This is a genomic window from uncultured Rikenella sp. (genome assembly GCF_948810725.1).
Lineage (GTDB): Bacteria > Bacteroidota > Bacteroidia > Bacteroidales > Rikenellaceae > Rikenella.
The window spans coordinates 99327-123852 of record NZ_CAQIVA010000001.1; the positions used below are offsets into that span (position 1 = coordinate 99327).

36 protein-coding genes and 1 tRNA gene are annotated in these 24526 nt (G+C 49.8%); 9 read left to right on the top strand and 28 right to left on the bottom strand.

Annotated elements, in window-relative coordinates; genetic code table 11:
- Nucleotides 1-3: 3 nt before the first annotated feature.
- From Q9S52_RS00475 to Q9S52_RS00520, 10 genes are all read right to left on the bottom strand, one after another.
- Nucleotides 4-543, bottom strand: a complete 540-nt coding sequence (locus tag Q9S52_RS00475; protein WP_304707603.1) for a hypothetical protein — start codon at nt 541-543, stop codon at nt 4-6.
- A gap of 41 nt (nt 544-584) precedes the next feature.
- Nucleotides 585-658, bottom strand: a tRNA-Met gene (locus tag Q9S52_RS00480).
- Between the two features lie 42 nt (nt 659-700).
- Complete coding sequence (locus tag Q9S52_RS00485; protein WP_304707605.1) at nt 701-1165, bottom strand: hypothetical protein; 465 nt, start codon at nt 1163-1165, stop codon at nt 701-703.
- A 23-nt stretch (nt 1166-1188) separates the two neighbouring features.
- Complete coding sequence (locus Q9S52_RS00490) at nt 1189-1602, bottom strand: hypothetical protein (RefSeq protein ID WP_304707607.1); 414 nt, start codon at nt 1600-1602, stop codon at nt 1189-1191.
- On the bottom strand, nt 1602-2048 hold the full coding sequence (locus Q9S52_RS00495) for a hypothetical protein (RefSeq protein WP_304707609.1): 447 nt from the start codon (nt 2046-2048) through the stop codon (nt 1602-1604). Before Q9S52_RS00495 ends, Q9S52_RS00490 begins: the two co-directional genes overlap by 1 nt.
- Before the next feature lies 1 nt (nt 2049).
- A complete protein-coding gene (locus Q9S52_RS00500) occupies nt 2050-2370 on the bottom strand; it encodes a hypothetical protein (protein ID WP_304707611.1) in 321 nt (106 codons plus the stop codon).
- On the bottom strand, nt 2367-2696 hold the full coding sequence (locus Q9S52_RS00505) for a hypothetical protein (protein ID WP_304707613.1): 330 nt from the start codon (nt 2694-2696) through the stop codon (nt 2367-2369). The genes Q9S52_RS00500 and Q9S52_RS00505 overlap by 4 nt, the downstream gene beginning before the upstream one ends.
- Before the next feature lie 5 nt (nt 2697-2701).
- Nucleotides 2702-4054, bottom strand: coding sequence for a major capsid protein (locus Q9S52_RS00510; protein WP_304707615.1), 1353 nt, complete (start codon nt 4052-4054; stop codon nt 2702-2704).
- 20 nt (nt 4055-4074) lie between these two features.
- Nucleotides 4075-4434 (bottom strand): hypothetical protein, encoded by a 360-nt coding sequence (locus tag Q9S52_RS00515; RefSeq protein WP_304707617.1) that lies wholly within the window; start codon nt 4432-4434, stop codon nt 4075-4077.
- A gap of 50 nt (nt 4435-4484) precedes the next feature.
- A complete protein-coding gene (locus tag Q9S52_RS00520) occupies nt 4485-5165 on the bottom strand; it encodes a hypothetical protein (protein WP_304707619.1) in 681 nt (226 codons plus the stop codon).
- Nucleotides 5166-5419: 254 nt separating this feature from the next.
- Here Q9S52_RS00520 and Q9S52_RS00525 point away from each other — a divergent pair, with 254 nt between their 5' ends.
- The 9 genes from Q9S52_RS00525 to Q9S52_RS00565 all read left to right on the top strand — a co-directional run bounded on the left by Q9S52_RS00525 (nt 5420) and on the right by Q9S52_RS00565 (nt 10298).
- Nucleotides 5420-5785: a hypothetical protein gene (locus Q9S52_RS00525; RefSeq protein ID WP_304707621.1), complete on the top strand. Its 366-nt coding sequence runs from the start codon at nt 5420-5422 to the stop codon at nt 5783-5785.
- A gap of 336 nt (nt 5786-6121) precedes the next feature.
- Complete coding sequence (locus Q9S52_RS00530; RefSeq protein ID WP_304707623.1) at nt 6122-7261, top strand: hypothetical protein; 1140 nt, start codon at nt 6122-6124, stop codon at nt 7259-7261.
- 63 nt (nt 7262-7324) lie between these two features.
- Nucleotides 7325-7813, top strand: coding sequence for a hypothetical protein (locus tag Q9S52_RS00535; RefSeq protein WP_304707625.1), 489 nt, complete (start codon nt 7325-7327; stop codon nt 7811-7813).
- A 180-nt stretch (nt 7814-7993) separates the two neighbouring features.
- Nucleotides 7994-8218, top strand: coding sequence for a hypothetical protein (locus Q9S52_RS00540; RefSeq protein ID WP_304707627.1), 225 nt, complete (start codon nt 7994-7996; stop codon nt 8216-8218).
- A 202-nt stretch (nt 8219-8420) separates the two neighbouring features.
- On the top strand, nt 8421-8780 hold the full coding sequence (locus Q9S52_RS00545) for a hypothetical protein (protein ID WP_304707991.1): 360 nt from the start codon (nt 8421-8423) through the stop codon (nt 8778-8780).
- Nucleotides 8777-8968 carry a hypothetical protein gene (locus Q9S52_RS00550; RefSeq protein ID WP_304707629.1) on the top strand — a complete coding sequence of 64 codons (192 nt, stop codon included), beginning with the start codon at nt 8777-8779 and terminating at the stop codon, nt 8966-8968. Before Q9S52_RS00545 ends, Q9S52_RS00550 begins: the two co-directional genes overlap by 4 nt.
- A gap of 2 nt (nt 8969-8970) precedes the next feature.
- Nucleotides 8971-9297, top strand: coding sequence for a hypothetical protein (locus tag Q9S52_RS00555; protein WP_304707631.1), 327 nt, complete (start codon nt 8971-8973; stop codon nt 9295-9297).
- A 309-nt stretch (nt 9298-9606) separates the two neighbouring features.
- Complete coding sequence (locus tag Q9S52_RS00560; protein WP_304707633.1) at nt 9607-9939, top strand: type II toxin-antitoxin system RelE/ParE family toxin; 333 nt, start codon at nt 9607-9609, stop codon at nt 9937-9939.
- Nucleotides 9936-10298 (top strand): helix-turn-helix domain-containing protein, encoded by a 363-nt coding sequence (locus Q9S52_RS00565; protein ID WP_304707635.1) that lies wholly within the window; start codon nt 9936-9938, stop codon nt 10296-10298. Before Q9S52_RS00560 ends, Q9S52_RS00565 begins: the two co-directional genes overlap by 4 nt.
- Before the next feature lie 53 nt (nt 10299-10351).
- Here the strand turns inward: Q9S52_RS00565 and Q9S52_RS00570 are convergent, their stop codons facing one another.
- The 18 genes from Q9S52_RS00570 to Q9S52_RS00655 all read right to left on the bottom strand — a co-directional run bounded on the left by Q9S52_RS00570 (nt 10352) and on the right by Q9S52_RS00655 (nt 24524).
- Entirely contained in the window at nt 10352-11425 is a 1074-nt protein-coding gene (locus Q9S52_RS00570) for a hypothetical protein (RefSeq protein WP_304707638.1), read from the bottom strand.
- Nucleotides 11426-11620: 195 nt separating this feature from the next.
- Nucleotides 11621-11986 (bottom strand): hypothetical protein, encoded by a 366-nt coding sequence (locus tag Q9S52_RS00575; protein WP_304707640.1) that lies wholly within the window; start codon nt 11984-11986, stop codon nt 11621-11623.
- A gap of 4 nt (nt 11987-11990) precedes the next feature.
- Nucleotides 11991-13385 carry a phage portal protein gene (locus tag Q9S52_RS00580; RefSeq protein WP_304707642.1) on the bottom strand — a complete coding sequence of 465 codons (1395 nt, stop codon included), beginning with the start codon at nt 13383-13385 and terminating at the stop codon, nt 11991-11993.
- Nucleotides 13386-13423: 38 nt separating this feature from the next.
- Nucleotides 13424-14977 (bottom strand): hypothetical protein, encoded by a 1554-nt coding sequence (locus Q9S52_RS00585; protein WP_304707644.1) that lies wholly within the window; start codon nt 14975-14977, stop codon nt 13424-13426.
- Complete coding sequence (locus Q9S52_RS00590; RefSeq protein WP_304707646.1) at nt 14964-15419, bottom strand: hypothetical protein; 456 nt, start codon at nt 15417-15419, stop codon at nt 14964-14966. Before Q9S52_RS00590 ends, Q9S52_RS00585 begins: the two co-directional genes overlap by 14 nt.
- Before the next feature lie 112 nt (nt 15420-15531).
- Nucleotides 15532-15810 (bottom strand): S-adenosylmethionine decarboxylase family protein, encoded by a 279-nt coding sequence (locus tag Q9S52_RS00595; protein WP_026089712.1) that lies wholly within the window; start codon nt 15808-15810, stop codon nt 15532-15534.
- Nucleotides 15749-17284, bottom strand: a complete 1536-nt coding sequence (locus Q9S52_RS00600; protein ID WP_304707652.1) for a DNA methyltransferase — start codon at nt 17282-17284, stop codon at nt 15749-15751. Before Q9S52_RS00600 ends, Q9S52_RS00595 begins: the two co-directional genes overlap by 62 nt.
- A gap of 4 nt (nt 17285-17288) precedes the next feature.
- Nucleotides 17289-18314: a methionine adenosyltransferase domain-containing protein gene (locus tag Q9S52_RS00605; protein WP_304707654.1), complete on the bottom strand. Its 1026-nt coding sequence runs from the start codon at nt 18312-18314 to the stop codon at nt 17289-17291.
- Between the two features lie 79 nt (nt 18315-18393).
- Nucleotides 18394-18762 carry a hypothetical protein gene (locus Q9S52_RS00610; RefSeq protein ID WP_304707656.1) on the bottom strand — a complete coding sequence of 123 codons (369 nt, stop codon included), beginning with the start codon at nt 18760-18762 and terminating at the stop codon, nt 18394-18396.
- An 86-nt stretch (nt 18763-18848) separates the two neighbouring features.
- The gene (locus tag Q9S52_RS00615; RefSeq protein ID WP_304707658.1) at nt 18849-19220 is read right to left on the bottom strand and encodes a hypothetical protein; all 372 of its coding nucleotides are present in this window, start codon (nt 19218-19220) and stop codon (nt 18849-18851) included.
- Between the two features lie 13 nt (nt 19221-19233).
- The gene (locus Q9S52_RS00620; protein WP_304707660.1) at nt 19234-19704 is read right to left on the bottom strand and encodes a hypothetical protein; all 471 of its coding nucleotides are present in this window, start codon (nt 19702-19704) and stop codon (nt 19234-19236) included.
- Entirely contained in the window at nt 19658-19951 is a 294-nt protein-coding gene (locus Q9S52_RS00625) for a hypothetical protein (protein WP_304707662.1), read from the bottom strand. Before Q9S52_RS00625 ends, Q9S52_RS00620 begins: the two co-directional genes overlap by 47 nt.
- On the bottom strand, nt 19948-20121 hold the full coding sequence (locus Q9S52_RS00630) for a hypothetical protein (RefSeq protein ID WP_304707664.1): 174 nt from the start codon (nt 20119-20121) through the stop codon (nt 19948-19950). Before Q9S52_RS00630 ends, Q9S52_RS00625 begins: the two co-directional genes overlap by 4 nt.
- A 27-nt stretch (nt 20122-20148) precedes the next feature.
- Nucleotides 20149-21843, bottom strand: a complete 1695-nt coding sequence (locus Q9S52_RS00635) for a DNA cytosine methyltransferase (RefSeq protein ID WP_304707666.1) — start codon at nt 21841-21843, stop codon at nt 20149-20151.
- The gene (locus Q9S52_RS00640; RefSeq protein WP_304707668.1) at nt 21840-22163 is read right to left on the bottom strand and encodes a hypothetical protein; all 324 of its coding nucleotides are present in this window, start codon (nt 22161-22163) and stop codon (nt 21840-21842) included. Before Q9S52_RS00640 ends, Q9S52_RS00635 begins: the two co-directional genes overlap by 4 nt.
- Before the next feature lies 1 nt (nt 22164).
- Nucleotides 22165-22668, bottom strand: coding sequence for a hypothetical protein (locus Q9S52_RS00645; protein WP_304707670.1), 504 nt, complete (start codon nt 22666-22668; stop codon nt 22165-22167).
- Nucleotides 22669-22681: 13 nt separating this feature from the next.
- Nucleotides 22682-23632 carry a site-specific DNA-methyltransferase gene (locus Q9S52_RS00650; RefSeq protein ID WP_304707672.1) on the bottom strand — a complete coding sequence of 317 codons (951 nt, stop codon included), beginning with the start codon at nt 23630-23632 and terminating at the stop codon, nt 22682-22684.
- Between the two features lie 4 nt (nt 23633-23636).
- Nucleotides 23637-24524 carry a phosphoadenosine phosphosulfate reductase family protein gene (locus Q9S52_RS00655; protein ID WP_304707674.1) on the bottom strand — a complete coding sequence of 296 codons (888 nt, stop codon included), beginning with the start codon at nt 24522-24524 and terminating at the stop codon, nt 23637-23639.
- Between the last annotated feature and the right edge of the window lie 2 nt (nt 24525-24526).

Here is a 24526-nt window from a genome sequence, read left to right on the forward strand (position 1 = left end):
CGATTACTGCCCAAATGCTGTCGTTTCGGCTTCCACTTCCCTCGTCTGTCGCAGCAGATTTATCTCGGTCAGGAAAGTGGTAAGCCCGAAAAAATCGGCAACCTGCGACCTTTGTAATAACCGTGCGGCCAGATTATGGAGTTCTCTCGGCGTGATGTCTTCCAGCAGAGATTTTGCGAGTTCGGATTTGTGGTCGATAGTTTCTTCGACCTCCACTTGTTCGGTTTCTTTGACAAGCCCCCAAAAACGTCGTTTTTCGATTGTTTTGACCGTTTTGCGTGTCTCTGTTAGGCCTTTCGCTCCGAGTATCAGAATGGCGATGATTTCCCCCATAGGTCGGCAATCTTTCCCTATGGATAGAACCTCGTCCACAATGCGTTCTGCGTCGAGTTGCACTTTCGGCATCCGTGCAACAGCCTCCGACACCAAAATCAGTGTAGCTGCGCTTGGCGGAGCGGCCTGATATACTTTGTCGCCAACCGTGATTTCCTCCGGTTGTTGGAGAATGGTTTGAGCGACTTTACGTTCGATATTTTCCGGCATAACTATAATTCTTATTTATGGCGAATCCGCCGTAATTAACTTGGGGCGGGAGCTGGATTTGCACCAGCGACCTCCAACCTATGAAATTGGCGAGCTACTACCTGCTCTATCCCGCTATGTGCGGAGGTTTAATCCCCCTCCGCATGGGTATTGAGCGTTACGCTCCGGCTGCTGTTTTGATGTACTTTTTCAACGTCTTGCCGGTCTTCGGCTTCTTGGCGTCGAAAGAGTACTTCCACAGTTTGCCGTCTGCCGATGACCACGATTCAGACACCGACACAGAGGCGTTCTCAATCAGGAAGCCCTCGCACTCCTCGTCCTCCGGTGTCAGACGCACGGCATAGTTATCGATGACTACACCGTCCTCGTCCTCAATAGGCTTCTCGTCGCCTTTCTTGACGAAGATTTCCAACTCGAAGAGGTATTTGTTTTTACCCTTTCGAGTGTCCACGAGGTCGCCGCCCTCCTCGGTTGCCTCTTTCTTTGTACCCTCGGTGGTGGTCAGTTTGGCGGTGTCCTCCTTGATTTCGGGCATTTTCTCCCACGATGCAGAGGCTTCCGGTGCGCCGTCCTTGCTTTTGGTAAACTCTACCGTCGGTTTACCCCAACTTAATACAGACATATTCTTGATGTTTTAATGGTTTGTTAATCAATGTATTCGTACTGCAACTTAACCACGATGAAATGCTGATTTATTTCAGGCTCTTCCTCCGTGTAAATCGTCTGCTGCAACTTGAACTTGTAATTCGATACGGCTGTCGTAAGGCTATCCACCCAGTCCGAAGCGGCTTTTTCAAGCGTTTCGCAACGCTGTCCGTTCTCCACAAGAACACCATTTTCGCAAGGGTCGATGTCAGGGACATAGATATTTATGGTTACGACGCCCGTCTGAACCTGTCCGGGGAGACCGGTCGTGAAAATCACAATAGCGTCCTCGGCTTTGGAATCCCTCGGGCGATAACCTTTGCGATATACTTTCCCCGATATGAGGGCGGGGAGGCTGCTGCGTTTCAGCAACGCCAGCACATCGCTTTGTATCTGTTTGCCTGTCTTTGCCATTACCTTTTTGTAAATCCAAGTTGTTTCATAATGCTCGGCACGAGTTGTTCTGCCAACAGTTCTGCGCTATCCAGCACGTTATATCCTTTTGCCGATACATAGGATGCGTAGTTCATTCCTGCCACTACAATCAAGACTATACCGTCGGGAAACTCTTTGACGAGTTGGCGAGCAAATGCCGCCCCGCCTTTTGCTCCATCGTTACCTCCTTTAATGGGGGTAAAATCGCTCGTTTGAACAATCTTACCGTCTTTGGCTATCACGTAGCCGATAGAACTTCGGAGGTTCCCTGTTTGGTCTTTGTAGGAGTTGGTTGAGCGGGCTTCATTCAGACAGCGTTCGCCGACATAGGACAGATTGTAGATGGCTTGCTGTTCAATCCTCTGTATCTGTTCTTCGAGGTACGCATCGACCTCGGACATCGGTGTTAGCTGCTTCATTGCCATATCAGACCAAAATCCGTATTTGACAAACTGCCCGCAACGGCTCGACTTCGATAACAGAAAACTCTCCGAGGATTTTCCCGCTTTCATCCCGTAACCGCAGCATTTCGGCATCGTATGGCTGCTCATCTATGAGGATTTCATAGGAAGCGATTGTAAATGCTTCACCATTCGCCTTGCCTTTGTTGCTGTATTTATTTGCCCGGTATTGACACGAAATAGGGCTACCCCAAGAAACAGACGGGGCGATAGGATAGTCCGTATCAGGGTCTATCCCTCCGCCTGTCTTTATCTTCGTTTCGATTGTGCCGTTTGCGATAATCATAGTCTTGAACCTTTGTACCCGTAAATGGATTTCGGTTTGTTGCTCTCCTCCTGGCATTCCCCGTACAGCGCATTTGCCCTGTTGCGGAACTGCACCCGCTGTTCGTCCGTGAAACTGTATGACTGCCCGCCCTGCGTAACATCGGGAGCGAGCGAAATCCACAACAAGAGGTCGGCTTGGGCGAGTTTATATTTAGCCGTTTGCATAATCTCCTGCGAGACTTCTGCCGTCATATCAAGCCCACGATATTCCGCTGCGTCCACAAGGGTACGCAACGGAATAGGGTAGGCGTTGATGCTTTTCAGCGATTCGAGAACTGTTGCCATGACGATTAGGCGTTACCTGCGGCCTGCGTTACTGAAATCTCGACGGAGTTGTCCTCCTCGTCGGTTACGGTAATAGTGCCGGTTCGTTCTGCTCCCGTGTTGGCCGTAGCTTTGACGGTTACTTTGTTCCCGGAAAGCGTAGCGGTCAGCCAATCCTCGCCAGCCTCAATGGTCAGTTTGGAGGTGTCGCCGTCGTAGTGTACGTCAAACGCCTTGCTCGAACCTGACTTGGGGAACGACAAAGAGGTCGGATTGACGCTCAACCCCTCGCCGGTAGAATCGGCATGGAGGATATAGATGCCGTCCACACCGTCGATAACCGGCAAGGCCAAAGCCTGTGCGGTCGTGAACTCTTTGAGCGGGTCGGTCTTCGAGTATTTTGCCACGAGGATATGCGACCCTGATTTCTGATAGTTCACTCCGGCAACGGGGTTGGTTTCCTCGGCCAGCGTACCATACACCAGTCGTCCGACGTTTTCGCCCGGCAGACCGATGATATTGCCCTCTGCCCACGGTTTAACGGAAACACGGGAGCCGTCCGGCTTTTCGATTCTGAACGAAGAATCTACGATGCGGAAAGTTGCGCCGTACTCGTCGGCCAAAGCCTCCAACATCGTTTCCCTCGACGGAACCGACAGCAGGTTTTCGTTCGTGATGACCTGTTTGTTGTAGTTCGCAGCGAGCAACTTGCCCTGCTTCGAGTTACGGAACAGGTTGAAATACTTTTTCGACAGCATAACGAGGGCGATTGAGTTGCCGTCCTCCTGTGCCTTGTCGAAAAGCTGCTGCACGTCGTCCTGCGGAACGGCATCGGCCTCGCCCCATTTGGCTTTGGTTGCGTGGAATGTGTTTTCGGCCTTGTATCCGAAATCTGCCCGGACACCCGTGCCGACGTTTTCATCGTCGGGGACGAGGGTTACGCCGGTGGACAGAGCCTCTTGGAACATAATTTCCTTGCGGACATCCACGCCCTTGATTGCTTTCGGGGCGTCGTCGAAGATTTTGCCAACGACGGTGGTTTCGTCGGCTCCTCTTGCTCGCATTACGTTGATGTCGGAAATGGCTTTCTCGCCCTTGCTGAACTTGATACCGATTTTCGGGATAACGCCGCTTGCGTTGCTGATTTTATCCCGCTTTTTCAAGGGCAGCGAGCTGTCCATAGCCACGACATCAGCGGCCACGACGGAGGTGTTCAGCTCGGTCGAACCCCAGGTGAGGTCGGCGGAGTATTCCTCCGTGAGCATCGTTTTGTGCAGTAACTGCTCCTCCGTTTTCTTGCCGTTGATTTTCTCGGTAATCTTCCCGATTACGAGACGGAAGTACTTGTCAATGTACTCGATGAATAATGACGGATTCATAATTTATTCTCCTTTCTGTTTTAGGCGTTAAGGAACTCGATGCGGGGCAATCCTGTTTTGATTGCCGCCGTTACGGGGTACGGGCTTGCTGCTGCATTGACCTGACCGATAGTCAGGATAGCAGCCCTCGGGTCTTTCTTCAGCACAGAGGCTTTCAGAACGCCGAGGTACGAATGTCCGGACGGCAGCGTTTCATACGCTCCGGCGGATACTCCGAGCGGCTTTACAGCTTTGGTCTTGTCGTCTTGAATCAGGATATGGCCTGACTTGACGACCTCGACATCAGCAGCAAGTCCCGACACGTCAAGGGTGCGTCCGCCGGGGACATCGCCCAAGTCGTTTACAATGACGATAGCATCCAGCCCGTCATTGACCTCCATAGAGGCTCTTTTCAAATCTGCGGTAGGCATTGTCTTTGAATTTTAATGGTTTAACCTAAGTTCATCCCGTCCACAACACGCTGCGCCTCCTCGTCCGTCGCCTCTTTGACTCCGTTCGTTGTGGTTTTTGCTGCGCCGCCGGTGGCCGGTCGTCCGAAAACAGCACCCCTCGCATTTTCTTTTTTTGCAAGTTCCTCGACCTCCGTGCCGACCTCGGACAAAAGAGCGTCAAACTCATCGTCCGATATGCTCTTGATGTCCGTGCGGGCATAAGGCTTGCGGAGGTCTTCCGGCAGCTTGCCGATGATTGCGTCGAATTTCTGTTTCCGGCTGGTGGTAACTTTGTCGCCCTCGATTGCAGTCAGGCGGTCGGATAGGCTTTTCTGCCCGTCGATAATCGCCTTTGCCCACGCAGGAGTATCGTTATCTCCGTTACCGTGTTGATTGTCGGGTTCGTCGTTGTGTTCAGCAGATGCGCCCCCTTTGACCTGCTTCCCGTCTTTCAGGCCGTGTTTCTTCTCGTAGTTCGATACTGCGGTCTGCTGGGCTTCCGTAGCTCGGCTGTCGCCGTAGCTTTCGAGAACCTGCTGGAATGTTACCCCCTCGACTGCGGTTGCAACCTGTTCCTGCGTGGTTGCAGTCTTCGTCAACTTGTCGGCTATCCTGCCCAAGATTGCTTCGCTGACCCCCACAAATTTGGCTTTCAGCGCATCCAAAATCTCTTTTCTCATACGATTCAAAAATTAACTGTTTAGATTATCTGCGACAAATATACTCAAAAATCGGATAGTGATTATAATATAATCAGGAATTTTCTTTCAAATGATTGGTTGTGAGTATCAACGATATAATTGAACGGACAAAGAAAAATAACCTTTTCAGTTAAAAATTCTTCGTGAAAAATTTGTTATAGCAAATATACTTCACTTACTTTGCAATGTGATTATAAAACAATCATCAACAAAAGACCAAAAATAACAGAGATATGACACAGCAAGAATTTGAACAGCGGACGGGATTTATAACTACCCCTGAACTTTATGCAGAGATTGAAGCCGAGTATATGGCAAGTGAACTTGATAAAGATAAGTTCTGCAAGATATGGATTAAACAGGGCGGCATCGAGGAGATAAGCAACCGAATGAGAGGGCAAATCCTTTCGCTCCGGCGAGAACTCGCAGAAGAACGCCGCAAAAGAGAGGCGGAACGTGAACACGCAGAAAAAGAACTGATAGCAGCACTCACACAGGCGAACGCCTATGCAAAAGAACTGACCCGCATTTTTAACCTCGAAAAAGACGACAAAGCGATGCGGGTAATGCTGAACAAACTTATTGCAGAGTACAAATAATGGCTATGGCACAGATAATTGAAGCGGCATATATGGCAGGGTTCGAGCCAAGCTCGGACAACCTGCCCGCCGAGGAACTCTACGATGAAGCCCTCGCATACATCACAGATTTGGCAAAATAATCAGAAAAATACAAGGATATGACAGGAAAGAAACTTTTAACTGTATTAGGGAAAAATGGAACTATAAGGGAGTTTGTTTCATGCAATCGGCGTATTAGGTCTAATCGGCATAACAGAACCCGACAAATGCAAAACCAAATATTGCGAACTAAACTTAAAACAGAACTTCAAGACTTACTAAAAGAAGAATTTTAACCAAATAAATAACAGGATTATGGAAACAGCAATGACAACGCAGAAAGGTTTGAACGAAGTTGTAATTAACAAGGTTCAGCGCATGATTGAAAACAAGGCCGTCGGCGTACAGGCCACAATGGAACGCCTGGTAAACGAGGGGAAAATCGCACAGGATTATATCGCCCCTATCGGAGTAGAACTGCGCCGTAACGACCACTCTCCGATAATCACGTTCAGCGGAAACGGGCACGTCCTGATGAATATGCAGAGCGGGCAATACACCCTCCACGACAACGCTATCGGACAGTTGGCCGACAAAATGGGCATCCCCTCTCGCTATCTCCGGCAGCTCGCCTCCGGCGACGAATGGCAACGACAACTCGCCGCAACGGTTCTGAACGAGCATAGCGGCTGGACGCAGCGCACACGGGTTCTTATCCGCACGGTCGGACAGCAGGTTCGAGGCGTGTTGAGCGACAGCTACCGCCGGTTGAACAGCGTTGAAATCCTGACCGCTTTCGTACAGGAGGCGAGCCAGCAGGGGGCAGTTATCGCCGATGCCTATATGAGCGATACGAAAGTATGGGCGGAAACGATACTGCCGCAGCCCATAGTTGTTCCGACGGTAAAGAACGGCGAGGTGGTAATTTTCGCAGGAGCGAGGTTCAGCACTTCCGACTATGGCGACGGGGCAGTTGATATGCGGGCATTTTTACTCAACGGGGCTTGCCTCAATGGTATGGTTCGGGAGAGCGTGATGAAGCAAGTACACCTCGGCTCCCGCCTCCCTGACAATCTGCAACTCTCCAACCGCACCTACGAACTCGACACCCGCACGACGGTTTCCGCAGTTCGAGACCTGACGAGAGGATTGTTCAGCAAGGACAATATCATGCAAAAAGCCATTGAGATTCAAGGAGCGGCCGAAATCGACGTTGATTTTGACCAAGAACTGAAACGGCTGGTAAAGGCCGGTTCGCTACTGAAATCGGAGGGCGAGAGCGTTGAAAAAATCCTCATGCGTAACGACCCCGACGACGGAGTACAGGGCGGCGCAACCCTTTGGAAACTGACGCAGGCTATTACGGCACACGCAAGAGAACTCGAACCCCGCCGCAGTCGTGAATTACACGAGATTTCGGGGGCTTTGCTCAACCGGGTAAAAGTAACCGCATAAGCAATAATCGCCCGCCATTCGGCCTAAAAAGGCGTGAGTGGCGGGTATAAAATTTCAAAGGCAATGACAACGGACATTAAAGATATTAAGACGGTCAAGACCACGCGGGGCGAGCTCCGATACTATCGGGATTGGGGTAATTACGACGGGGGTGTTGTAATGTTGAACGCCCAAACTATCAACCGCTACAAGGCGATTAAAAATGAGCATCCCAATGCGGATAAATACGGGGTTTTCTTCGCTTTTAGCCGAGAGCAGTTTGCCAAAGGGTACAAGCATTTGATAGAGCTCGGACACATTAAAGACGGCGATAAAATATGCCAAGATAAAGATACGGGAGCTTGCGGCACAAAGGACGGACTTGCGGCATTTTTCAAATTCTACGCCGATAGTAGGGCGGCCATCCCGAAAGAATGCGATCCGCAAGAGGTGTATTTCTATGAATACAATAACCACGAATGTATGATTGCATGGGATGGTGATAAAGATGCCTATGACCTCATCGTCGGGTATTGGGGTGAGGAGGTTGCGTCGAAGATAGTGCGCTTATGACAAGTTATGGCACGCCGAAACCACGCCATAACACACAAATCAATGAATTACGGCGGAGTTTCGGAGTTTCAATACCCCATAGTAGAGTAAAGGAGAGTATAGTATAGGAAAGTATATAATAATACCCTTACGGGTATTTGTCAAACCGCCTGCGATTGTCAGGCAACAAAATCTGAAATTATGAGCGACAGAAAGAGAATTTATACCGTCCCTGTTCGATTCGTGTTCAGGGGCGAGTTCAAAATCCAAGCCGCCAGCAAAGCGCAGGCGGAAGAATATGCCGAGAAACATTGCGGGCTGGTTCTCGGAGGCGACATTCATTCCTCGTTGCCTGATGAAATGGTTAATTGGGATTTTCCCGTACACCCCGAAAAAATCGTAGGACATGGCAAGGTTGAACATTGAGCGACAGGAGCGGCTGGAACCGGAGCGCATTGCCCATGCGGTTCGGCGAATTGAGCAGCTTGGCTACACAATAACGCTGCGGGATAACAAGAAAATACAGTTCATTCACAAGGGCAAGACCGTTACGTTCTTCCCGTACAGCGGGTGGGCAACCGGCAAAACGATACAGGACGGACGAGGGCTTGACAAACTGATAAAACAGTTGAAAAAGGACTTGATTCAACAGATTACGACCGTCGCCTCCGGCTTGGGTTGGCATGTTACAACCGACACCCATACGCCGAACATTGTCGAGTTCGAGTTTTCCCAATATACTCCGGCAGGACAGGATTTCAATTTCAGCGTTGAAATGAAAGACAACGCCCCCAGCAGTTTATTAGAAGAAATCGAACGATATTACGAGGCTTTCGACCCGGATTATGAAGCATCTTTGTGGGTTGGCGATGATGGTCACGGCAAGAGGGGTGCACCCTACCACATCAAAGACATAGTAAGCGATATGGAAGCGGCAGAGGCAATGATGAACACCCTTTACGAAACATTGAAAACTGCGCTACAATGAAAACGAAAACCCTGTACAAGGCAGACGGAGACCGTCTTAAAATCGACCGGTTCCCCTGCTTCCATGTAACCGGCAGCATCGCCGGTATGAAAAAATTGTTCTATGGCAAGGATGCCTTGCTGGTGCGCTGTGGAAGTTGGATTTACAACGTGTCAAAAGAGCCGAGAATTTATTATATAGCACATTAGTTATGCAACGAAGTCATAAAGATGAATTTCAGCGTTGGAGAGCTGAATTGGAAACAAAACACGGCAAGATGATTTACGACCGCCTTTCGGACGTGATAGGCACAAACGACGATTTGACCGTCGGGGATATGGTTCTGTTTACCAACGATTATGGGGTAACATTCGGTCCCCATGAAGTGTTGGGCTTCTGTAAGCCAGATAGTTTTCTATGCCCGCATCGTTTTCCAAAAGACGAGGATTGCGGTATCGTCTTTTTAGACAGCGACGGCTATTGGTTCCCCGACCGTCTTAACCAATTGACGCTGGTATTGAAAGGAGGGCAGCAATGAGTGAGTTGGAGTTTATCTATCGTGTGGCGTTCAATGAGCCTCCCCTTGAAAACGACGACAGTCGGGAGTTTTACTTTACCTCCTTGTCGGCGATATACGAGAAGTTTATACCCGAACAGATTGGTTGCAAGGTGTCCCGCCTGTGGAATTTGAAAATCACTCCCGATAATCCGTACAATGGTCGGCGGTGTCGTATCACAAAAGAACCCGTATTGCGAAAAAAGCGGAGAAAATAGGCACATTTCTTGTGAAAGATTTGTATAAGTGTAACTAATTAGTTACATTTGCAATGTAGAAACAATGATAAAGATGAAAAGAGATTTGATATTTTCGCCGGAATACATTGAGTTTGAAAGGAATTCAAACCCTCGCACCCGTGAAAAACTGCGCTATGCGGTATCAATTTTGGAAACCGTACAGCCGATACCGACTAAATTCGTGAAGAAATTGACGAGCACCGATTTTTACGAATTGCGTGTTTCGGTTGATAATGAAGTTCGGGTTATCCTATTTTCGGCGGACAATGAAAATATCAACCTCGCATCGAGCGTTATCCTACTGAACGGCTTTATAAAGAAAAGCACAAAGGATTACGACAAAGAGATTACAAAGGCTATCAACATTTTAAGGAAATTGCTATGAGTACGACAAACAACCGATTAACAGCAGAGGAATTGCAGAAACTCCGGCAGACGGATTTCAGCAAGAAACCGGGGTTCGTAAAGGCCGAAACGGTACTCGCCAAAGAGGTTGGCGAGGTCGGCACTCCGGAACGTGAGGAATTCGACGCAAAGGCTCGTGCCTGGTATTATGGCGAAATGTTGCGGGAGCGGCGCAAAGAACTCGGTATGACGCAAAAAGAACTTGCCGAACGTGTAGGGCGGGAACGCACCTACATCAATCGTATCGAGAAAGGGGAAACCGATTTGCAACTCTCCTCGTTTATTCGCATCGCATCGGCGTTGGGTATTATGTTACGCCTCGACGTGATTTTGGCGTGAGGTAGAATCTGAAAAAATGAGGGCGGTCATCATTGGCCGCCCTTGTTTTGTGCTTATGATGCGTATTGTCTGTTGTCTTTCAGGAAATAAGGCAGCGTCCCATTCTTGGTAGCCTTTTGAATCCTGTCGTGGTTCCGGGTTCTCCACGCCTTGAAATTAGGCGGTACGTCGGACACCCTGTTTGCGCTTTCTCCGTTCAGCGGTTGTCCGAGCATTATCCGCTCGTTGTCGGCTTTGATTTCTTCCAATGTTTTGAGTATCACTACTGCGTGGCAACGACAATACGGATGCCAGCCCGTGAATTTGAAATTCTTTGGGTAACGTCCGGCCAACTCATCGCAAATGTCGGTAAACGCCCGCCCATTGAGGGTGTGGTTATTTGACAACCTGATTTCGATGCCTACCACGAAATCGAGTTGTTGCCAGCGAGTATAATCAGAAGTCCGGTAGGCGATGTTCGTTTCTGTGGCCGCCAAACGGTGGGCATTTTTGTATGACGAACGATAAACTCCTTGTCCGGGGCTATATGCTGCTGCCCATTGCGACAGGTGCAATTGCCCGTGTTCGTCCCGCACACGGCGGAACAGTTTGTCGGGGTGTCGGAGATATTGCCGTAATGTCCGGCTCATTTCATCCGCCGAAAGCCCATCCCGCAGGCCGAGGTCGATGCCCATTTCTATCTCCGCCTTGAATTGCTCCGTGTACCGCCATACCCTGTCAGACAGTTTCAACCCTCCGATTTTGCGCTCCATGAACGCTTTGTGGGCATTATCGTTTGGGTTGTAATATCGACGAGCCTGTTCCGGCGATAGCATCTTGGCGTATTTGCCGAATACGACGTTGCACAACTCGTTATTTTTGTTGTTCGCCAATGTCCACTCTGCCTCGATGCCGTTCAGAACAACCGTCGATATGCCCGTTTTTAGCGTGTGTAGCAACTTTTCGATGCGAGCCTTTGTACTTGGGTAGTTGGCGAACGAAAAGGGCTTGTTGGGGTTGAAATTGGGTATTGTAGCCCCGATAGCGGCAGCCTCACGCACGGCAGACTGATAAATAGCTTCAATCTGCCGTGCATAACGCTCCACGTCTTTCAGGTGCTTACTCTCCCATTTGTCCAACCGTGCCATTGTTTCTCAATTCAAATACGTTGCATTGTGGGTCGTCCAAGAATTTCGAGAACTTCCCCTCTTTGTAGTGCGGGCAGCGGCACATAAACAGTTCGCCCCGCCAATTCTTTTCGTGCCAATCGTAGCTGTGTATGCAGTCCCGACACGAATATTTTGGACGTTCCCGCTGTGGCTTTTTTCTCGCTGCGGCCATAGTTATCCCTCCTCTATACGGTCGGGGGCAGGCATTTCCTCCAACCGTATCGCTTTTATGGTTTCACGTCCCTCCAAAATTGCTTTGCATAGGCGATGATAGCCATCGGCAATCTGCCCGCAATCGTCGAGGATGATAGGATAGTCCAGCGAGCAATCCTGCACCCGCTTACATTGGAAGATGAACTGCGAGAGGTTGTCCGCAGGGAACGGGTTGTCGGTCAAGTCCACCGCCCACAGCGGTAGGTCTCGGACTTCGTAGCCTTTGGCCTGTGCGAACAGGTATAGCGATTCTGCTCTCCAAACCTTGTTGCCTCTGACAAATTCGCTTTCCCCGAATGTCATTTGTGATATGCGTACTTTCGTCATGTGGCTATTCGGTTAGGTGGAACGCATCGACGGTTTTTTCTTCGCTGAGTTCTTGCATCGTTTTATCAACGTCATTGCTCCAGCCGAGCATTTCGACGCTTTGCCGCTGTGAAATGATAGGTTTGCCGCCGTTGGCCGTCGTGAGGTTCGCAATGGTGTCCTTATCGTCTGTAATCGTGAACGGCGTTATCTCCATTTCCACTTGCAGACTGTCCACGTCTTTCCATTGCTTTTCGGGCAACATCGTTTTGAGGAACGCTTTGACGACGTTCATTTCACGGTCAAGGAATTCAATCAGTCGCCCGCTCTCGTCCTTGACTTTGAGTTGGGCGTCGATGAATAGCTGCTTGCGGCTTTCGCCCGACATAGGGTTGGATTTCATACTCTCGTAACTCCAATCCGGTAACTGCAACTGCGTGAAGAATGATTGCCGGAGTTCGGTAACAAAAAATTTCAGATTTTCAACCGCTTGCTCCCAGGTGATATACCCCGCAGAAGAACCTTTCGGATATTGGAGGACGCTTCTGAATTCCTTGTTTTCGGGTTGTTCCTCGCCGAATTGTATTTCTTCGTCCGCAAACACGCAGAATACCGGTTTACTGTTCTTGCGGAGGTAATTACCGTTGCGGCTCAACGCCCATTCAATCTCGAACACGATTTTCGAGGTGTCCTCCCAAATGGGGGTCGAGCGGAACATATACACACCAGGAATTTTGCCGAGGGTAATATCCTCGTCCTCGATAAGCTGCCAGCCGTTGTTCTCGTTCGACCATTTCAGGTGCTTACTGTCGGTGTAAGTGTCGAAGTACGAAACGGTTTTACCGAGTTTCTTTCGGGTGTAGCCCACCGATAGAGCAATCATATCACCGTACTCATCGAACAACGGATACAGTTCGTCCCCCTGCATCGGCGAGTAGTTTTTGCATCGTAGTTTCAGCGGGCTATTGAATCCATAAAGGTCGTGCCGTTGCTCGACAGCGTACCACAGCGTCATAACCTCACAACCGGCGAATAGCATATTACTCCGTTCGATGTTCACGCTGTCGATGCGGTTCCGCTCGTAGATTGCCTCCAACATTTTGGCGACTTTCTGCTCCTCGTCGTTATTGGGTTTATAGATGCGCTTGACAGGTATGCCGAAGCAGAGTTCCGTCATACGTTTTACAGCCAACCGTTGCAGGTCGTATGTGATACGTGTAACGTAGTCGATAGAGCCGTCCTCGTTCACAATGTCGGGGTATTTGGCTTTGTTCATCACAGGATGTCGCTTGGGGTCGTATTCGTGTATCAATCCCCAGCGTCCTGTCCACGGTTGCACGTAAACGGCCTTTTCTTTCAGGTCGGAAATAATCTCTGTTACCGGCCTGTTCTTGTCGATGATTTCTTGGATTGTTGCCATGATTGTTTATATTATAATCACTTTGTTTGCGAAAAAAATTAGTACACAGCCCGTGCGATACGTTTTTTGTCCACCGGACGCCTGATGACAATCGGATAGAACGTGTTGGCCAGCGCATCGAATTTGTCGGTAGAGCGTCCGAGCCGTTTTTTGATGTCCTCTTTTGGTTCAATTACGATTTTTCCGTCGGAACGGAATGACCACCGGATTTCAGTCGCTTCCTCGGTAAACTCGTCGTCCGGTGGCAACATTGCCCCCGTGTTATTCTTCGGGTTGAGCCAATCCCGTATGCACCAAAACAGGTATGCCCGCATATTGAGGAATTTGTATTGCCCCGTTATGTCGGTCAGTTCTTTATCACGGGCTTTTGCTCCCTCGCTATATTTACAACTGATGATACACGGGCTGTCGTCAATCTCGTGTGCCCGTGCATAGACACCCGCACCCTCGCCGATTGTGTCGATGCTGACGAACGATGTAGGGTATTGGCGGCGGTGATTGATGATGTCACCCGCAACCCGCATGTGGTCTGCCGTGCCGCCCGAATTGTGCTTTTTGAACGGAGCAACCCAATTCTCGATGCGGTTGCAATAGACCGTTGCGTCCCGTCCCATTCCAGCCACATCGACACCGAGCCAATTTGTACCCGTGCGTTCCCCCTTGTATTTCCGCCAACGTTCCTGCGCTGCCTCAATCCATTGCATCGGAATAAGCACGTCATCGGCCACTTTCGGAAATTTGCCGAGAACCTTTTTGCGGAACAGGTCTTCGGGGCGATACCATTTCCCCTCGAAGCAGAAGTCGTCGAGTTCTTCCTGAACCTCCGATTTGTCGATACGGGTACACCATTGTTCGAGTTTATCGACGACCCATTCATAATCGACCTGTCCGGGGATAATTATTTTATGCTCGATGACGTTTGGGGCTGTAAGGCTGTTCAGCCGGAATTTCGTCCAGCGTTCCCCTCGTTGGCTGCGAGCTGCATATCCGATAGGGGTGTTGGGGTTGAACACCAGCAAAACACGGCTGTTGCCCTGCAAGTTTCCCTCGATAGCTTCAAACGTGTTGTCGCTGATACCGGATGCCTCCGTGATAACGAACATCGTATTTACGGCGTGAAAACCCGACCACGCCTCGTGGTTATTCTCGTCGGCCTTGAAACCCGTCAAGAACCATTCTTCGCTGTCCGTGCGTATGTCATAGGCGTTCAGTCGTCCAGGCAGCACGATGCCTCGTGATTTCGCCCTGTTGTAGAGCCGTGAAATTTCCGGCATCATAATATTTTTTACCTGCCTGTCAGTCGGGGCGGTGAGGGCTACTTTCGTGTTCTCGATGAGTTGGCGTTGGGTATTCCAGCGGGGCGTCAGGTACAGAAACGATATGGCGGCGCAGGCTGCGACGAAATCTTTGCCACGAGCCGTACCGGAGGCAACAGATGTGCGGGGATTGAATTGGACGCTGGATAAAATCTCCTGCTGTTCCCGGTCAAGGGTTACGCCGAGACCGTCCCGGACAAACCGGTTCCAATCCTCTCTCCACGAACGCATCAGGTCGATGCCCCGCTGCCGCAATATGTCGTTATTTCTGTTCATTGTCATCCACGATGCCGCTCTCAATAAGGAACGCCGCAAAACTCATATCGCCCGAAATATCTTTCTTTTCAGGAGCGTACAGGCCAAGCAACTTCCTGCGTTCTGCAAGCTGCTGTCTGATTTCCGCAATGTACGACGGGTCGCCGAGGCGTGTTACCTCGGTTTCAGTCCGCTCGGTTTGATAGGTGCGGATAGATGTCGCCCCTGTTTGGCTGTCCCGTGTCGGCGAACCTTTCTGTTTACGGGCGGTCTTGGTGTAGTCGGTTTTCGATTTTTCCCATTGCTCCCACAACTCCCTGCACGTTTCGTCGATACGCTCCAATTCGAGCTGCAAAGCCAAATCCATATTCTCCAAACGGCTTTCCCGCCACTCTTTGAGGAGGGTTTGGATGTCCCTGTTCACGGTGGCCGTCGAATAGGTTTCCAGCCCGAGGCGTTTCATGACCTCGGACTGGATTTTTCGTATGCTGTAACCCCGTTTGTAGAGTTGCGCCACGATTTCGAGGCGGGATAGCTTCAACTGCCGACGCTTTCTCTGTTGTGCCTCGCTCATCTTACAACTCCTTTGTCATTTCCAAAAAACGCTGGTAATATTCGAGGTTGCAACTCGACAACTCGATATACGTCTTGCCATACTCAGGGAACGTGTGTACGGCAAAATGGCTTTCCGAGAGCAGCCACAAGGCAGTATATCCCTGCGGTTTGAAATTATGCGCCGTAAAGCGGAGAATATTGAACCCCGCTTTGCGTAACAGCGCATCGAAATGCTCCCTAATCTTCTGCGGGTTCGTCTCCGCTATCCACTCTGAAAAGTTCCAAATCTTCGCTTGCATATTCGATTTTTTTATAGTTGTTCTTGATTTCCTTTGTGTTGCCTTTGTAGAACACGAGGATATTTTGGTGCATCTTGGCAACCTTGCGGCTCTCCATATAGCGGGCTGCACGGAGGGCTGTGCTGGCTCCCGTTTCAATGAGGATAAGTTCGTTATACAGGGCTGCTCCGTTTTCTTTGAAGATGCGTTTCATATCGTCGATGAAATTGTAGTAGAACCCTGTTTTCTTGTCCCGAACATCCCCGACGACAATAACTGCAAACCGGTTTTCTTTCAAGCAGCCGAGGGCGGATTTGAAAGCGTTGGTCAGAATCGTGAGGAACTCCTCGTATGTTCCCTGATTCGAGGCGTCATTTTCGAGGTCGGAGTATTTTTCGAGGTCATAGTACGGCGGGCAACTGAACAGTAAATCCATACTGTTCGGCTCAATGTGCTGCCCGACATTTTGCCCGTCATCGCAGATATAGCAAGCGGCCATACCCTCCACCCGTTCATTGTTGAGTTGAGCCTGTTCGGGACGGAGTTCGATGCCGGTAAATTCATTACCGAGATAGGCCGATACATAGCCGAATACGCTATCACCCGCAAAGCAGTCGAAAGTCTTGCATTTCTCCAGCCCGAACCAACGGCAAATGAGTTCTGCCATTACGGGGTCGAGCAGCGACACGCCAGCCGACAGGACTTTGGATGCCTCCCGCTCTTTGACCTCCTCCGGTACATATTTGTCGAGGTATTCTTTGAACGACAGACCGAGCGATTCACGATGTTCCCGTGTCTTTTGGTAGATGTCTTTGTACTTGATTTCGGGGCTTGTTATCAGCGTGTCGTTGCGGCTTTCGCCCATATCTCCGATAAGTTCTCGCCAAACCTTTTTGCGGGCTTGCCAATAGCCTTTGCGGGTGTCGAGGATTGAGAACGGAGGGATAACGAAACGGTCGGTCAAAGACCCGTTGGCAGGCTTGCTGCTTTCGCCTGTACCGCCGCCGCCGTTGTTGTCGGACTGCCATACGTCCAGCCCCCAATCTTCGAGGTCTTCCGCCTCCCAATCGTTTGCCAGCATATCGTAGTCCCATTCTCCATAGCCCACGTTATCTTTGATGATGAACGCCTTTTGCTCGGCATCCGATAAGTCTGCTGCACGGATAATGGGGGCGGTCGGATTATCCTGCCAACGCTCCCAGTATGCTATCAAAGCCTCTTTCTCCGCCTCGGTTTTCTTCTGAAATCCTCGAATGTCGCAAAGGCGGGCTTTCAGGTCGTCAAAAGGCATATCAGCAATAAACGACAATGCCCGGTAGCGCATATTTCCTCCCAAAGAAACGAACGTATCATCCACTACAATCGGTCGAAGTTCCAGCATCTTCGGAAAATCGAGTATGGAGTTTACCAACTTGGCAAACTTGTCGTCTTTGATAATACGGGGGTTCGCCCCGTTTACCTGTATTTGTGAAAGTTTTACGAGTTCCGTTTTCATAGCCTTATTCCCATACTTTGTCCTGCTGATACTCGCCGAACAGCCCCCAACGGCACATAGACGCATAAATCGGGGTGTCCAACTTGAACTCTTTGCATATCTCCTGCGGGTTAATGTCCATTGTTCCCTCGGCCAGCGTGTTCCCCGCCGTGTCTTGAACGATGAAATCCACAGCCTGTTTGCCGATGCAGCAGGCGAGGGCGGTCGTTACGTCCGTTTTATATTTCATCGAGTAGCTGATAGCGAGGCGGCGGGCGGCGAGGTTCAGCGTGAGGTCGGCCTTGCTTGCGTCTTTCGTCCAGGGGGAACCGCCTCCGATTTTGCTGTTACCGCCGTAGAAATCCACAGCCAACTTGCGTCCGGTTGTTCCGCAGTCTGCGATAGACGAATGTTTGACATACCTCCCCGTGCCGTTGATGATGAGCTGATACCGGCCTTTGATACGTGAGCGCACAAAGTGTTTCACGGTCTTTTTGCTCGTGTCGTTGAGCAGCGGGATTGCAACGATGACCTTTTCAACTTTATCATTGCGGGTAATGACCTGCGTTTTGATGTCAAGGCCTCCGATTCCACTCTCGAATAGGGCTTTGCACAACCTCTTGGCGAGGGTATGGTCGAGAGGCATTCCGCAGGTATCGGGACGGTACTCACAATAACCGAAGAAAATGCCTTGGTCGCCCCAGCCGGACAACCCCTGTGCAATGTCATCGCTCTGTTGCGAAATGAGCGACATTATTTGGAGCGTGTCGCCGCAGATAGTATTGTCGGCTCCCCAACGCTGCTGATACTCTCGTGTGTACCCGATGTCGTTTACAGCCGCTCGCACGAACTGATGAATTTCATCCGTGCTGAACCGGTGCTTGCTTGATACCTCGCCGCCGAGCGTTACCCGATAATCCTTGATTTGTACTTCTACCGCATATCGGGTTTGCGGGTCGTGTTCGATGTATCGGTCGAGGAGATATTGCGAAATGTAGTCCGCAATCTTGTCAGGGTGTCCGAGCGATACAAATTCTGAAAACTTTATCATCCCAATAAATTTGTTAGTTTCGACAAAATTAGCCAAAATGATTATATTATAATCGCTTTTAGGGCTGAAAAATGAGTTTTTAGGCTGAAATAGCCTGTTTTATCAATTCCAGCGTCTTCAACCTGCATAGGTCGTCGGGCGTTACTCTGAATATCCGCCAGCCGAGGAGTGTCCCGGCATTGTACTTTTCGATGTCGCCGAGAAACCCTTGCGGGCGGGTATGGCGTCCGCCTGTCCACACACCGCCCTCGACTTCGAGGGCTATTTTATGGTCGGGTATGGCATAGTCGAACCTCCATTTGCGGGTGGGGTGGAATAGGTATTCTTTGACGACCTCTATTTTTAGGTCGCTTTTGCATATAGCCGTGAATACATCCATTTTTGGCTGTTTCTGCGGCTTCTGTGCCTTTCTTTTTGGCTTGTCGGGTGTTTGCTTATCTGTTGTCATATCGTTTGAATTTGGGGCTGATTTCGGGCAAGACAACAAAACGGGGATTGCTCCCCGAATTGTGCCGTGCTTTTGTCCGCCGGATGTCAGAACGGGAGGTCGTCGGGGTCTTCGACAGCCTCCGTTGCGTTGGTGGTCTGCGTTACTTCCATTTGCCGCTGCTGGCTTTCGATAGGTTTCAATGCCCCGAATATGGGCTGCGCCATACGTTCCTCCTCGCTCATGGCTTGGTACACCTCTTTGGCGAGGCTTTGTTTGAGGACGTGCGTATCGCCGTATCGCTGTTCCCGCATTTCGACGGCTGTGAGGTTCAAATACACCCCTTTCTCGCCGAGGTAAACTCCGCTGTCGTCGATAGGAATAACCAAGCAGCGTTTCGTGGCCGCTTTGCCTTTGAGGTTGGTTACGAAACTGTTTTTCAGTTTCAGGAGGTCGATTTTAATTCCAAAGTTTCCCATAATTGTTGTGTCGTTATTGGTTGTTGGGGATTATTTCGTCGATGTCGATAACTATGCCCTCGCAGTATGGCTCTCCGTCCTCCTTGATTGTGAACGAGGCGCAGGGCATATTGGAGGATATACGCCAACTCAAAGCCGGTTGGTCGTCGGGACACCACTCGGCTCGAATGAGGCGGGGATTGTCGTCGTTGTCGCACTCGTCCGAAATGGGTATAACCTCGTTGCCTATGGCCTTGTGGTAGGTGTTTTCTTCCTCGCCGTCGGCATACAGTTCGCCGTCCAATGCAAGCGCATACTCTCCGCCGTCATAGGCTCCGACTTCATCACGGATAGCCCCTCGCATTTCGAGCAGGTCATCCGATGCACCGAACAGCACCAACAGATTGTTTTGCTTGGCAGCCTGTTCCTGTTCTTTTGTCATTTCATCACGGTATTCGTTACCGTTCAGCAGCTCCGCAAGCTGCTCTTTCGTCATTGTTTTCATTTTTTTTACGTTTTTGTTTTGTGAGTTTTTTGATTATCCTATTGAGATAGGCATTTTCGTGTTCCAAATCCTTTATTTCCGCCCGCAGAGCCTTTACGGTTTCATTGTACCGCTCACGCTCGAAAGCAGCAAAGGTCTTTTCAGGGCGGCAGGTGCATTGCGACATATCCCCCGAAAGAACCACCGGCCAACAGTACGGGATAAGCACCTTTTCGCCGTCCTCGGTGTATATGTAGTGGCATTTCATTTGGGGCTTTTCTTGTCGAGTTTGATTTTCAGCCGTTGGAAGTTTCGCAGTTCACGAATCGCCCCGTCAATCGCCATCCCCAATTCTTTGGGGTTGGGCATCGGTAGGTCAGCCCCTCGCCGCCACTTTTGGTAGTTGTGCAGATACTTGATGATTTCTTTAACTTTCATAATTCGATGATTTATAGTGCGTTTTTTTTATTTGCGTTTCGTTTTCGCCCGTATCGGCTTGATGTCCTCCTCAATCAGTCGAGCGCAAAGAGCCTCGCAGAGAACCCGTGCCATATTGACTTCCACGGCGTTACCGATAAATTTCTTTTGGTCTGCCTGTGTCCCGACGAGAACATAATCGGAGGGGAAACCCATAATCCGTTTCAATTCCGGTATGCGGAGCATTCGCATTTTGATGTCGATAATGCCGTACAATGCCATAAATTGTTTGATTTTTACCATTGCGGGGCTGTCGTCCGGTTCGATAACGATAGCCATTTCGCCCTGTTCTGTCTGAATGAGGTAAGGTGGCATTTTATCCATACGAGCGATAAGCGTAAAACAGGGGCTATCGACTGAACCTCCTGCGGATTGGAATTGCGGGTTCATCAGGTAGTGCCATTTCCGGTTCGCCGTTACTGTCTGTGCCGGTTCGTCGATGCTGCTCCCTGTGTTCTTGAAACTCGTGTTCATTATCCACGGTTTGCAGGTAACGAGTTGGTGTTTGGGGTTGGTGGTAACGGTCGGAGCGGGTGTTTCGATGTCGCAGGGTGTCCCGTTCCCGTACTGCATATCAACAAATGCGAGCCGGTCTTTCGTCGTCAGCGTTGGAGCCGGTTCGTCAATGCTGTGATTGTGCCCGTTGCCATAATAGGCTGTGATGAACGAGTGGTGGTCTCTTGTGGTTATTGCCCCTGCCGGTTCCTCGACCGATACGCTCTTCCCCTCCGGGCTGCCGCCGAAATACTTGGATAGGAAACTTATCTTTGCCACGCCGAGCCTACTTTGCGTTGCAACAGTCGGACACGGCTCGTCAATGCCCGGAGCCTGGTATTTACCTGTCCGGCTCATACTGTTCCACTTTACCAAGAACGCCTCCTTACCGCCCGCAACGAACTTTATCAGCCCCGCATATATCCGTTCCAGCGTCGCATCGACGAGCGGTTTTTTGCGCCCGAAGATGCTTTCTCCCTCGTCCGAGAAGTCCAACACCTCCCGCACGGGCTTCCAGCGGTGCAACCGTCCGAATAACCCAGCCGCTCCCTCTTTGCTGTGCGTCGGTTCGGGAAACACAATCGGGAGGCTCCCTTTTGCGAAGATGCCGAAAAACCGGCGACGGGAGGTGTACGCTCCATAGTCGGCAGAGTTAAGTATGCGATGAGCAAACCGGTAACCATACCCGCAGACGTTCGCCACCCATTGTTGGTACAATCGCCCGGCGTCCTTGCTTATCGGTTTGCCGTTTTCGTCGAGGTCGCCCCAGCTCATAAACTCCTCGACGTTCTCAATCTGAATGTAGTCTGGATTGATAGCATCGATATAGCGGAACAGGTGTTCGGCCAGCGTCCGGCTGTCGGCATCACGGGGCTGCCCGCCTTTGGCCTTGCTAAAATTCGTACATTCGAGGCTCGCCCATAACACAACGAATGCGTCGGGATAGAGTTTCCGCATTTTGGCAATATGGGCTATCAACGGGGAGAGTTCCAGCGTCCGAATATCCTCCGTGAAGTGCATAGCGTCGGGGTGGTTGGCGGCGTGTGAGGCTATGGCGTTGGCGTCATGGTTCACGCATCCGATGACCTTTGCACATTGCCGACCCTCATAGCGGGCGTTCTCAACGCCGGTAGAGGTTCCGCCCGCCCCGCAGAATAAGTCGATATAGAGTAACTTCATGGCAGTCATTTTTTAGGCTTAAAACCGAGGTTGGTCATTTCGTCGAATACAGCCGCCACAACGTCGTGAACCATTGTACTCAAATGGAGCCGCCAATAGCTCGGCTCAATGAGCGAAATGGGAAGCGTCGTATCTTTTTTGTAAACTTGTTGCTGCGTGTCGAGAACTATTATTCCGACATTCAACATGGTGTCAGATACGCCGATAAACAGGAGTATAGTTTTCGATAAATATTTGCTGTACTGATAAATAGAACCGTCGAAATCTTCCTCTCTGAGTTTGAAATTGTGGTCTTTGCAATACTGAATGATATGTTCTTTTGTTGTCATTTTAGTAGCGGAATTTGGTAAAGTGAATAATTACCATAGGCTGTGCGAGTTCATATCCCTTGAACCAATCAAGCCAATCGGCAGGGTGTAATCCGTCGTTTCGAGCAATATCAACATAGCTATAATGTCGTCCTCCGGTAATGCACTCCGCTAAATCATTGGTGAGCTCTACTTTTTGAATGCCCACGCCGTCCTCCTTTGTCAGTCGGGCAATTTCTACCTGTTTGCTGCGGTAAGGTTTACCCGTCCATTGCCGGATTGATAGGCAAGCCTCACCCCGTTCAACCTCGGCGATGCGTTTTGCCCAAAGGGGATAATTTGCCCGAATCGTGTGGATTTTCCGTTCGTAGATTTGAATTGATGTATCGTCGGCATCATCTACGGTAAGTGTTGCTTCGGCGTTATGCAAAGCGTTTGATAATGCTTCGAGAAAAAATGTCAGGTCGCCCGCCCGATTATGACCGGTCGGAAACCGCTTTGAGAGTGTAATTACATACGTCTTCATACTGTTATTGAGGTTAAATGAATAATCCGAGTTCTTTTTTCAATCGCTTGTCGGCGATTTCTATGTATTCGGGATTCAACTCGAACCCGATGTATTTACGGTTAAATTTTCGGGCGACTATGCCCGTCGTTCCGGAACCCATAAATGGGTCGAGGACGATTCCATTTTCAGGGCATCCGGCCAAAATGCAGTCAGCCACCAATTTTTCGGGGAACGTCGCAAAATGCGCTTCTTGCAGGGGTTGTGTCGGGACTGTCCATACGTCTCTTTTGTTCCGAAATTCCCTGTCGATATATGCGTTGCCGCTTTTTGTCCGGTAAAACTTTTCGGGGGTCGCCGTGTATTTGTTACCGCCGTAGCGAGGTGCATTTGTCGGGATTGTGCCGCTTGTTACGGCCTTTTCATGGATAGCCTCACAGTCGAAGTAATATTTCGGGGATTTGGTGAGCAAGAAGATATATTCATGGGATTTCGTACACCGGTCTTTCATACTTTCCGGCATGGGGTTAGGCTTTGCCCAAATAATATCCTGCCGCAGAAACCAGCCGTCCGCCCGTAACGCAAAGGCCAGCATCCAAGGTATGCCAATGAGGTCTTTGCTCTTGTAGCCGTCGAATTTCTTGACTATGGCTGACTGTCCAACAGTCCCTCGATTTGTCCCCTGCTTGTATTTCATGGCATTGTCGGGATAGTTTGCTGCCCCTTTTCCGCTGCCAGCATAGCAATCTCCAATGTTTACCCACAATGTCCCCGCAGGGGCTAATACCCGCCTTACCTCGTGGAATACGCCGACCAGCTTTTGAATGTATTGTTCAGGCGTATCCTCTAACCCGATTTGACCGTTCACTCCATAATCCCGCAGGTTGAAATACGGCGGGGAGGTAACACAACAATCTATGCTATCGTCAGGCAGATTGCGTAACCCCGTAAGGCAGTCAATGTTATATATTATATTCGTTTCCATGTAGTTAGAATGCTTCACAACTTTCGCTACATCCGTTTGGAGTGTCCAACTCGTTCCCGAATAGGGATAATTGTTTGTAGGTGTTTGTCTTTTTGCTATCATCGGAGGCGAAATCAGTGAATGATTTGCTCATTTGGAGTATTTCGTTTGCCGATAAATTGCCTCGGAAAAACCGTATAGGAAATTTTACTTTGGGATTGTTTTTCCTGCTGTCCGGGAGATAGTTTTCATATTTAGCCTCCATGTCCGCCCTCCATTGGAATCGTTCAGGTTCTTCGTGCGCTATCGTCAGCAGTTTGCGGAGTGATTTTTTGTAACAGCAATCGCAATTTCCTTGATATGATTTTAGGTTTAGCGAGAAATCTTGCGCCGCCCAAAATGCATTGATGTCCTCTCTGCGTGAGGGAAACATAGATATGCAGGGATAGATTATGCGTTCTTTTTTATAGTTTGGATTTACCCTGTCTATCTCGTCCAATCGAATTCCTATTGCACGATGATAGTGCTTCCAACCTATTTGTCGCATATAAGCGTTTATCGTGTAGGTTTTCAGTTCACGGGTACATAGAGGTTGGTTTACATTCGATATGCCGTGTTTCTTGATGCTGGCCTCAAAAGGTTCTCCGTGGCGGCTCGCAGTCTCAAAATCAACCACTCTTGCTGATACGCCTTTCCCTCGTTCCGGGTTTGTAATACATTCGACCCACACAGTATTGAATCCCCAGCGGGTATCGCATTCTCGAATAAATTGTAAGGTTTCTTCCCGCTCTTTTCCCGTGTTGGCAAATACAACTTTTATTTCGTATTCTGTTCGGTCAAGATTATCCAAGAGCATTTTTGTCATATATGCACTCGTTGCTCCTCCCGAAAATGATATGAGTAATTGTTTCATAA

Excerpts from the sequence above, each read along its gene's own strand:
- Q9S52_RS00550 (WP_304707629.1), top strand. The coding sequence starts at position 8,777 with ATGAAAACGAAAACCCTGTACAAGGCAGACGGAGACCGTCTTAAAATC.
- Q9S52_RS00475 (WP_304707603.1), bottom strand. The coding sequence starts at position 543 with ATGCCGGAAAATATCGAACGTAAAGTCGCTCAAACCATTCTCCAACAA.
- Q9S52_RS00615 (WP_304707658.1), bottom strand. The coding sequence starts at position 19,220 with ATGGGAAACTTTGGAATTAAAATCGACCTCCTGAAACTGAAAAACAGT.
- Q9S52_RS00495 (WP_304707609.1), bottom strand. The coding sequence starts at position 2,048 with ATGGCAATGAAGCAGCTAACACCGATGTCCGAGGTCGATGCGTACCTC.
- Q9S52_RS00555 (WP_304707631.1), top strand. The coding sequence starts at position 8,971 with ATGCAACGAAGTCATAAAGATGAATTTCAGCGTTGGAGAGCTGAATTG.
- Q9S52_RS00535 (WP_304707625.1), top strand. The coding sequence starts at position 7,325 with ATGACAACGGACATTAAAGATATTAAGACGGTCAAGACCACGCGGGGC.
- Q9S52_RS00650 (WP_304707672.1), bottom strand. The coding sequence starts at position 23,632 with ATGGAAACGAATATAATATATAACATTGACTGCCTTACGGGGTTACGC.
- Q9S52_RS00640 (WP_304707668.1), bottom strand. The coding sequence starts at position 22,163 with ATGACAACAAAAGAACATATCATTCAGTATTGCAAAGACCACAATTTC.
- Q9S52_RS00540 (WP_304707627.1), top strand. The coding sequence starts at position 7,994 with ATGAGCGACAGAAAGAGAATTTATACCGTCCCTGTTCGATTCGTGTTC.
- Q9S52_RS00500 (WP_304707611.1), bottom strand. The coding sequence starts at position 2,370 with ATGATTATCGCAAACGGCACAATCGAAACGAAGATAAAGACAGGCGGA.
- Q9S52_RS00515 (WP_304707617.1), bottom strand. The coding sequence starts at position 4,434 with ATGGAGGTCAATGACGGGCTGGATGCTATCGTCATTGTAAACGACTTG.
- Q9S52_RS00590 (WP_304707646.1), bottom strand. The coding sequence starts at position 15,419 with ATGAAACGCCTCGGGCTGGAAACCTATTCGACGGCCACCGTGAACAGG.
- Q9S52_RS00485 (WP_304707605.1), bottom strand. The coding sequence starts at position 1,165 with ATGTCTGTATTAAGTTGGGGTAAACCGACGGTAGAGTTTACCAAAAGC.
- Q9S52_RS00565 (WP_304707635.1), top strand. The coding sequence starts at position 9,936 with ATGAGTACGACAAACAACCGATTAACAGCAGAGGAATTGCAGAAACTC.
- Q9S52_RS00530 (WP_304707623.1), top strand. The coding sequence starts at position 6,122 with ATGGAAACAGCAATGACAACGCAGAAAGGTTTGAACGAAGTTGTAATT.
- Q9S52_RS00595 (WP_026089712.1), bottom strand. The coding sequence starts at position 15,810 with ATGCAAGCGAAGATTTGGAACTTTTCAGAGTGGATAGCGGAGACGAAC.
- Q9S52_RS00620 (WP_304707660.1), bottom strand. The coding sequence starts at position 19,704 with ATGAAAACAATGACGAAAGAGCAGCTTGCGGAGCTGCTGAACGGTAAC.
- Q9S52_RS00585 (WP_304707644.1), bottom strand. The coding sequence starts at position 14,977 with ATGAACAGAAATAACGACATATTGCGGCAGCGGGGCATCGACCTGATG.
- Q9S52_RS00575 (WP_304707640.1), bottom strand. The coding sequence starts at position 11,986 with ATGACGAAAGTACGCATATCACAAATGACATTCGGGGAAAGCGAATTT.
- Q9S52_RS00645 (WP_304707670.1), bottom strand. The coding sequence starts at position 22,668 with ATGAAGACGTATGTAATTACACTCTCAAAGCGGTTTCCGACCGGTCAT.
- Q9S52_RS00655 (WP_304707674.1), bottom strand. The coding sequence starts at position 24,524 with ATGAAACAATTACTCATATCATTTTCGGGAGGAGCAACGAGTGCATAT.
- Q9S52_RS00605 (WP_304707654.1), bottom strand. The coding sequence starts at position 18,314 with ATGATAAAGTTTTCAGAATTTGTATCGCTCGGACACCCTGACAAGATT.
- Q9S52_RS00525 (WP_304707621.1), top strand. The coding sequence starts at position 5,420 with ATGACACAGCAAGAATTTGAACAGCGGACGGGATTTATAACTACCCCT.
- Q9S52_RS00505 (WP_304707613.1), bottom strand. The coding sequence starts at position 2,696 with ATGGCAACAGTTCTCGAATCGCTGAAAAGCATCAACGCCTACCCTATT.
- Q9S52_RS00625 (WP_304707662.1), bottom strand. The coding sequence starts at position 19,951 with ATGAAATGCCACTACATATACACCGAGGACGGCGAAAAGGTGCTTATC.
- Q9S52_RS00610 (WP_304707656.1), bottom strand. The coding sequence starts at position 18,762 with ATGACAACAGATAAGCAAACACCCGACAAGCCAAAAAGAAAGGCACAG.
- Q9S52_RS00630 (WP_304707664.1), bottom strand. The coding sequence starts at position 20,121 with ATGAAAGTTAAAGAAATCATCAAGTATCTGCACAACTACCAAAAGTGG.
- Q9S52_RS00570 (WP_304707638.1), bottom strand. The coding sequence starts at position 11,425 with ATGGCACGGTTGGACAAATGGGAGAGTAAGCACCTGAAAGACGTGGAG.
- Q9S52_RS00520 (WP_304707619.1), bottom strand. The coding sequence starts at position 5,165 with ATGAGAAAAGAGATTTTGGATGCGCTGAAAGCCAAATTTGTGGGGGTC.
- Q9S52_RS00580 (WP_304707642.1), bottom strand. The coding sequence starts at position 13,385 with ATGGCAACAATCCAAGAAATCATCGACAAGAACAGGCCGGTAACAGAG.
- Q9S52_RS00510 (WP_304707615.1), bottom strand. The coding sequence starts at position 4,054 with ATGAATCCGTCATTATTCATCGAGTACATTGACAAGTACTTCCGTCTC.
- Q9S52_RS00635 (WP_304707666.1), bottom strand. The coding sequence starts at position 21,843 with ATGACTGCCATGAAGTTACTCTATATCGACTTATTCTGCGGGGCGGGC.
- Q9S52_RS00490 (WP_304707607.1), bottom strand. The coding sequence starts at position 1,602 with ATGGCAAAGACAGGCAAACAGATACAAAGCGATGTGCTGGCGTTGCTG.
- Q9S52_RS00600 (WP_304707652.1), bottom strand. The coding sequence starts at position 17,284 with ATGAAAACGGAACTCGTAAAACTTTCACAAATACAGGTAAACGGGGCG.
- Q9S52_RS00560 (WP_304707633.1), top strand. The coding sequence starts at position 9,607 with ATGAAAAGAGATTTGATATTTTCGCCGGAATACATTGAGTTTGAAAGG.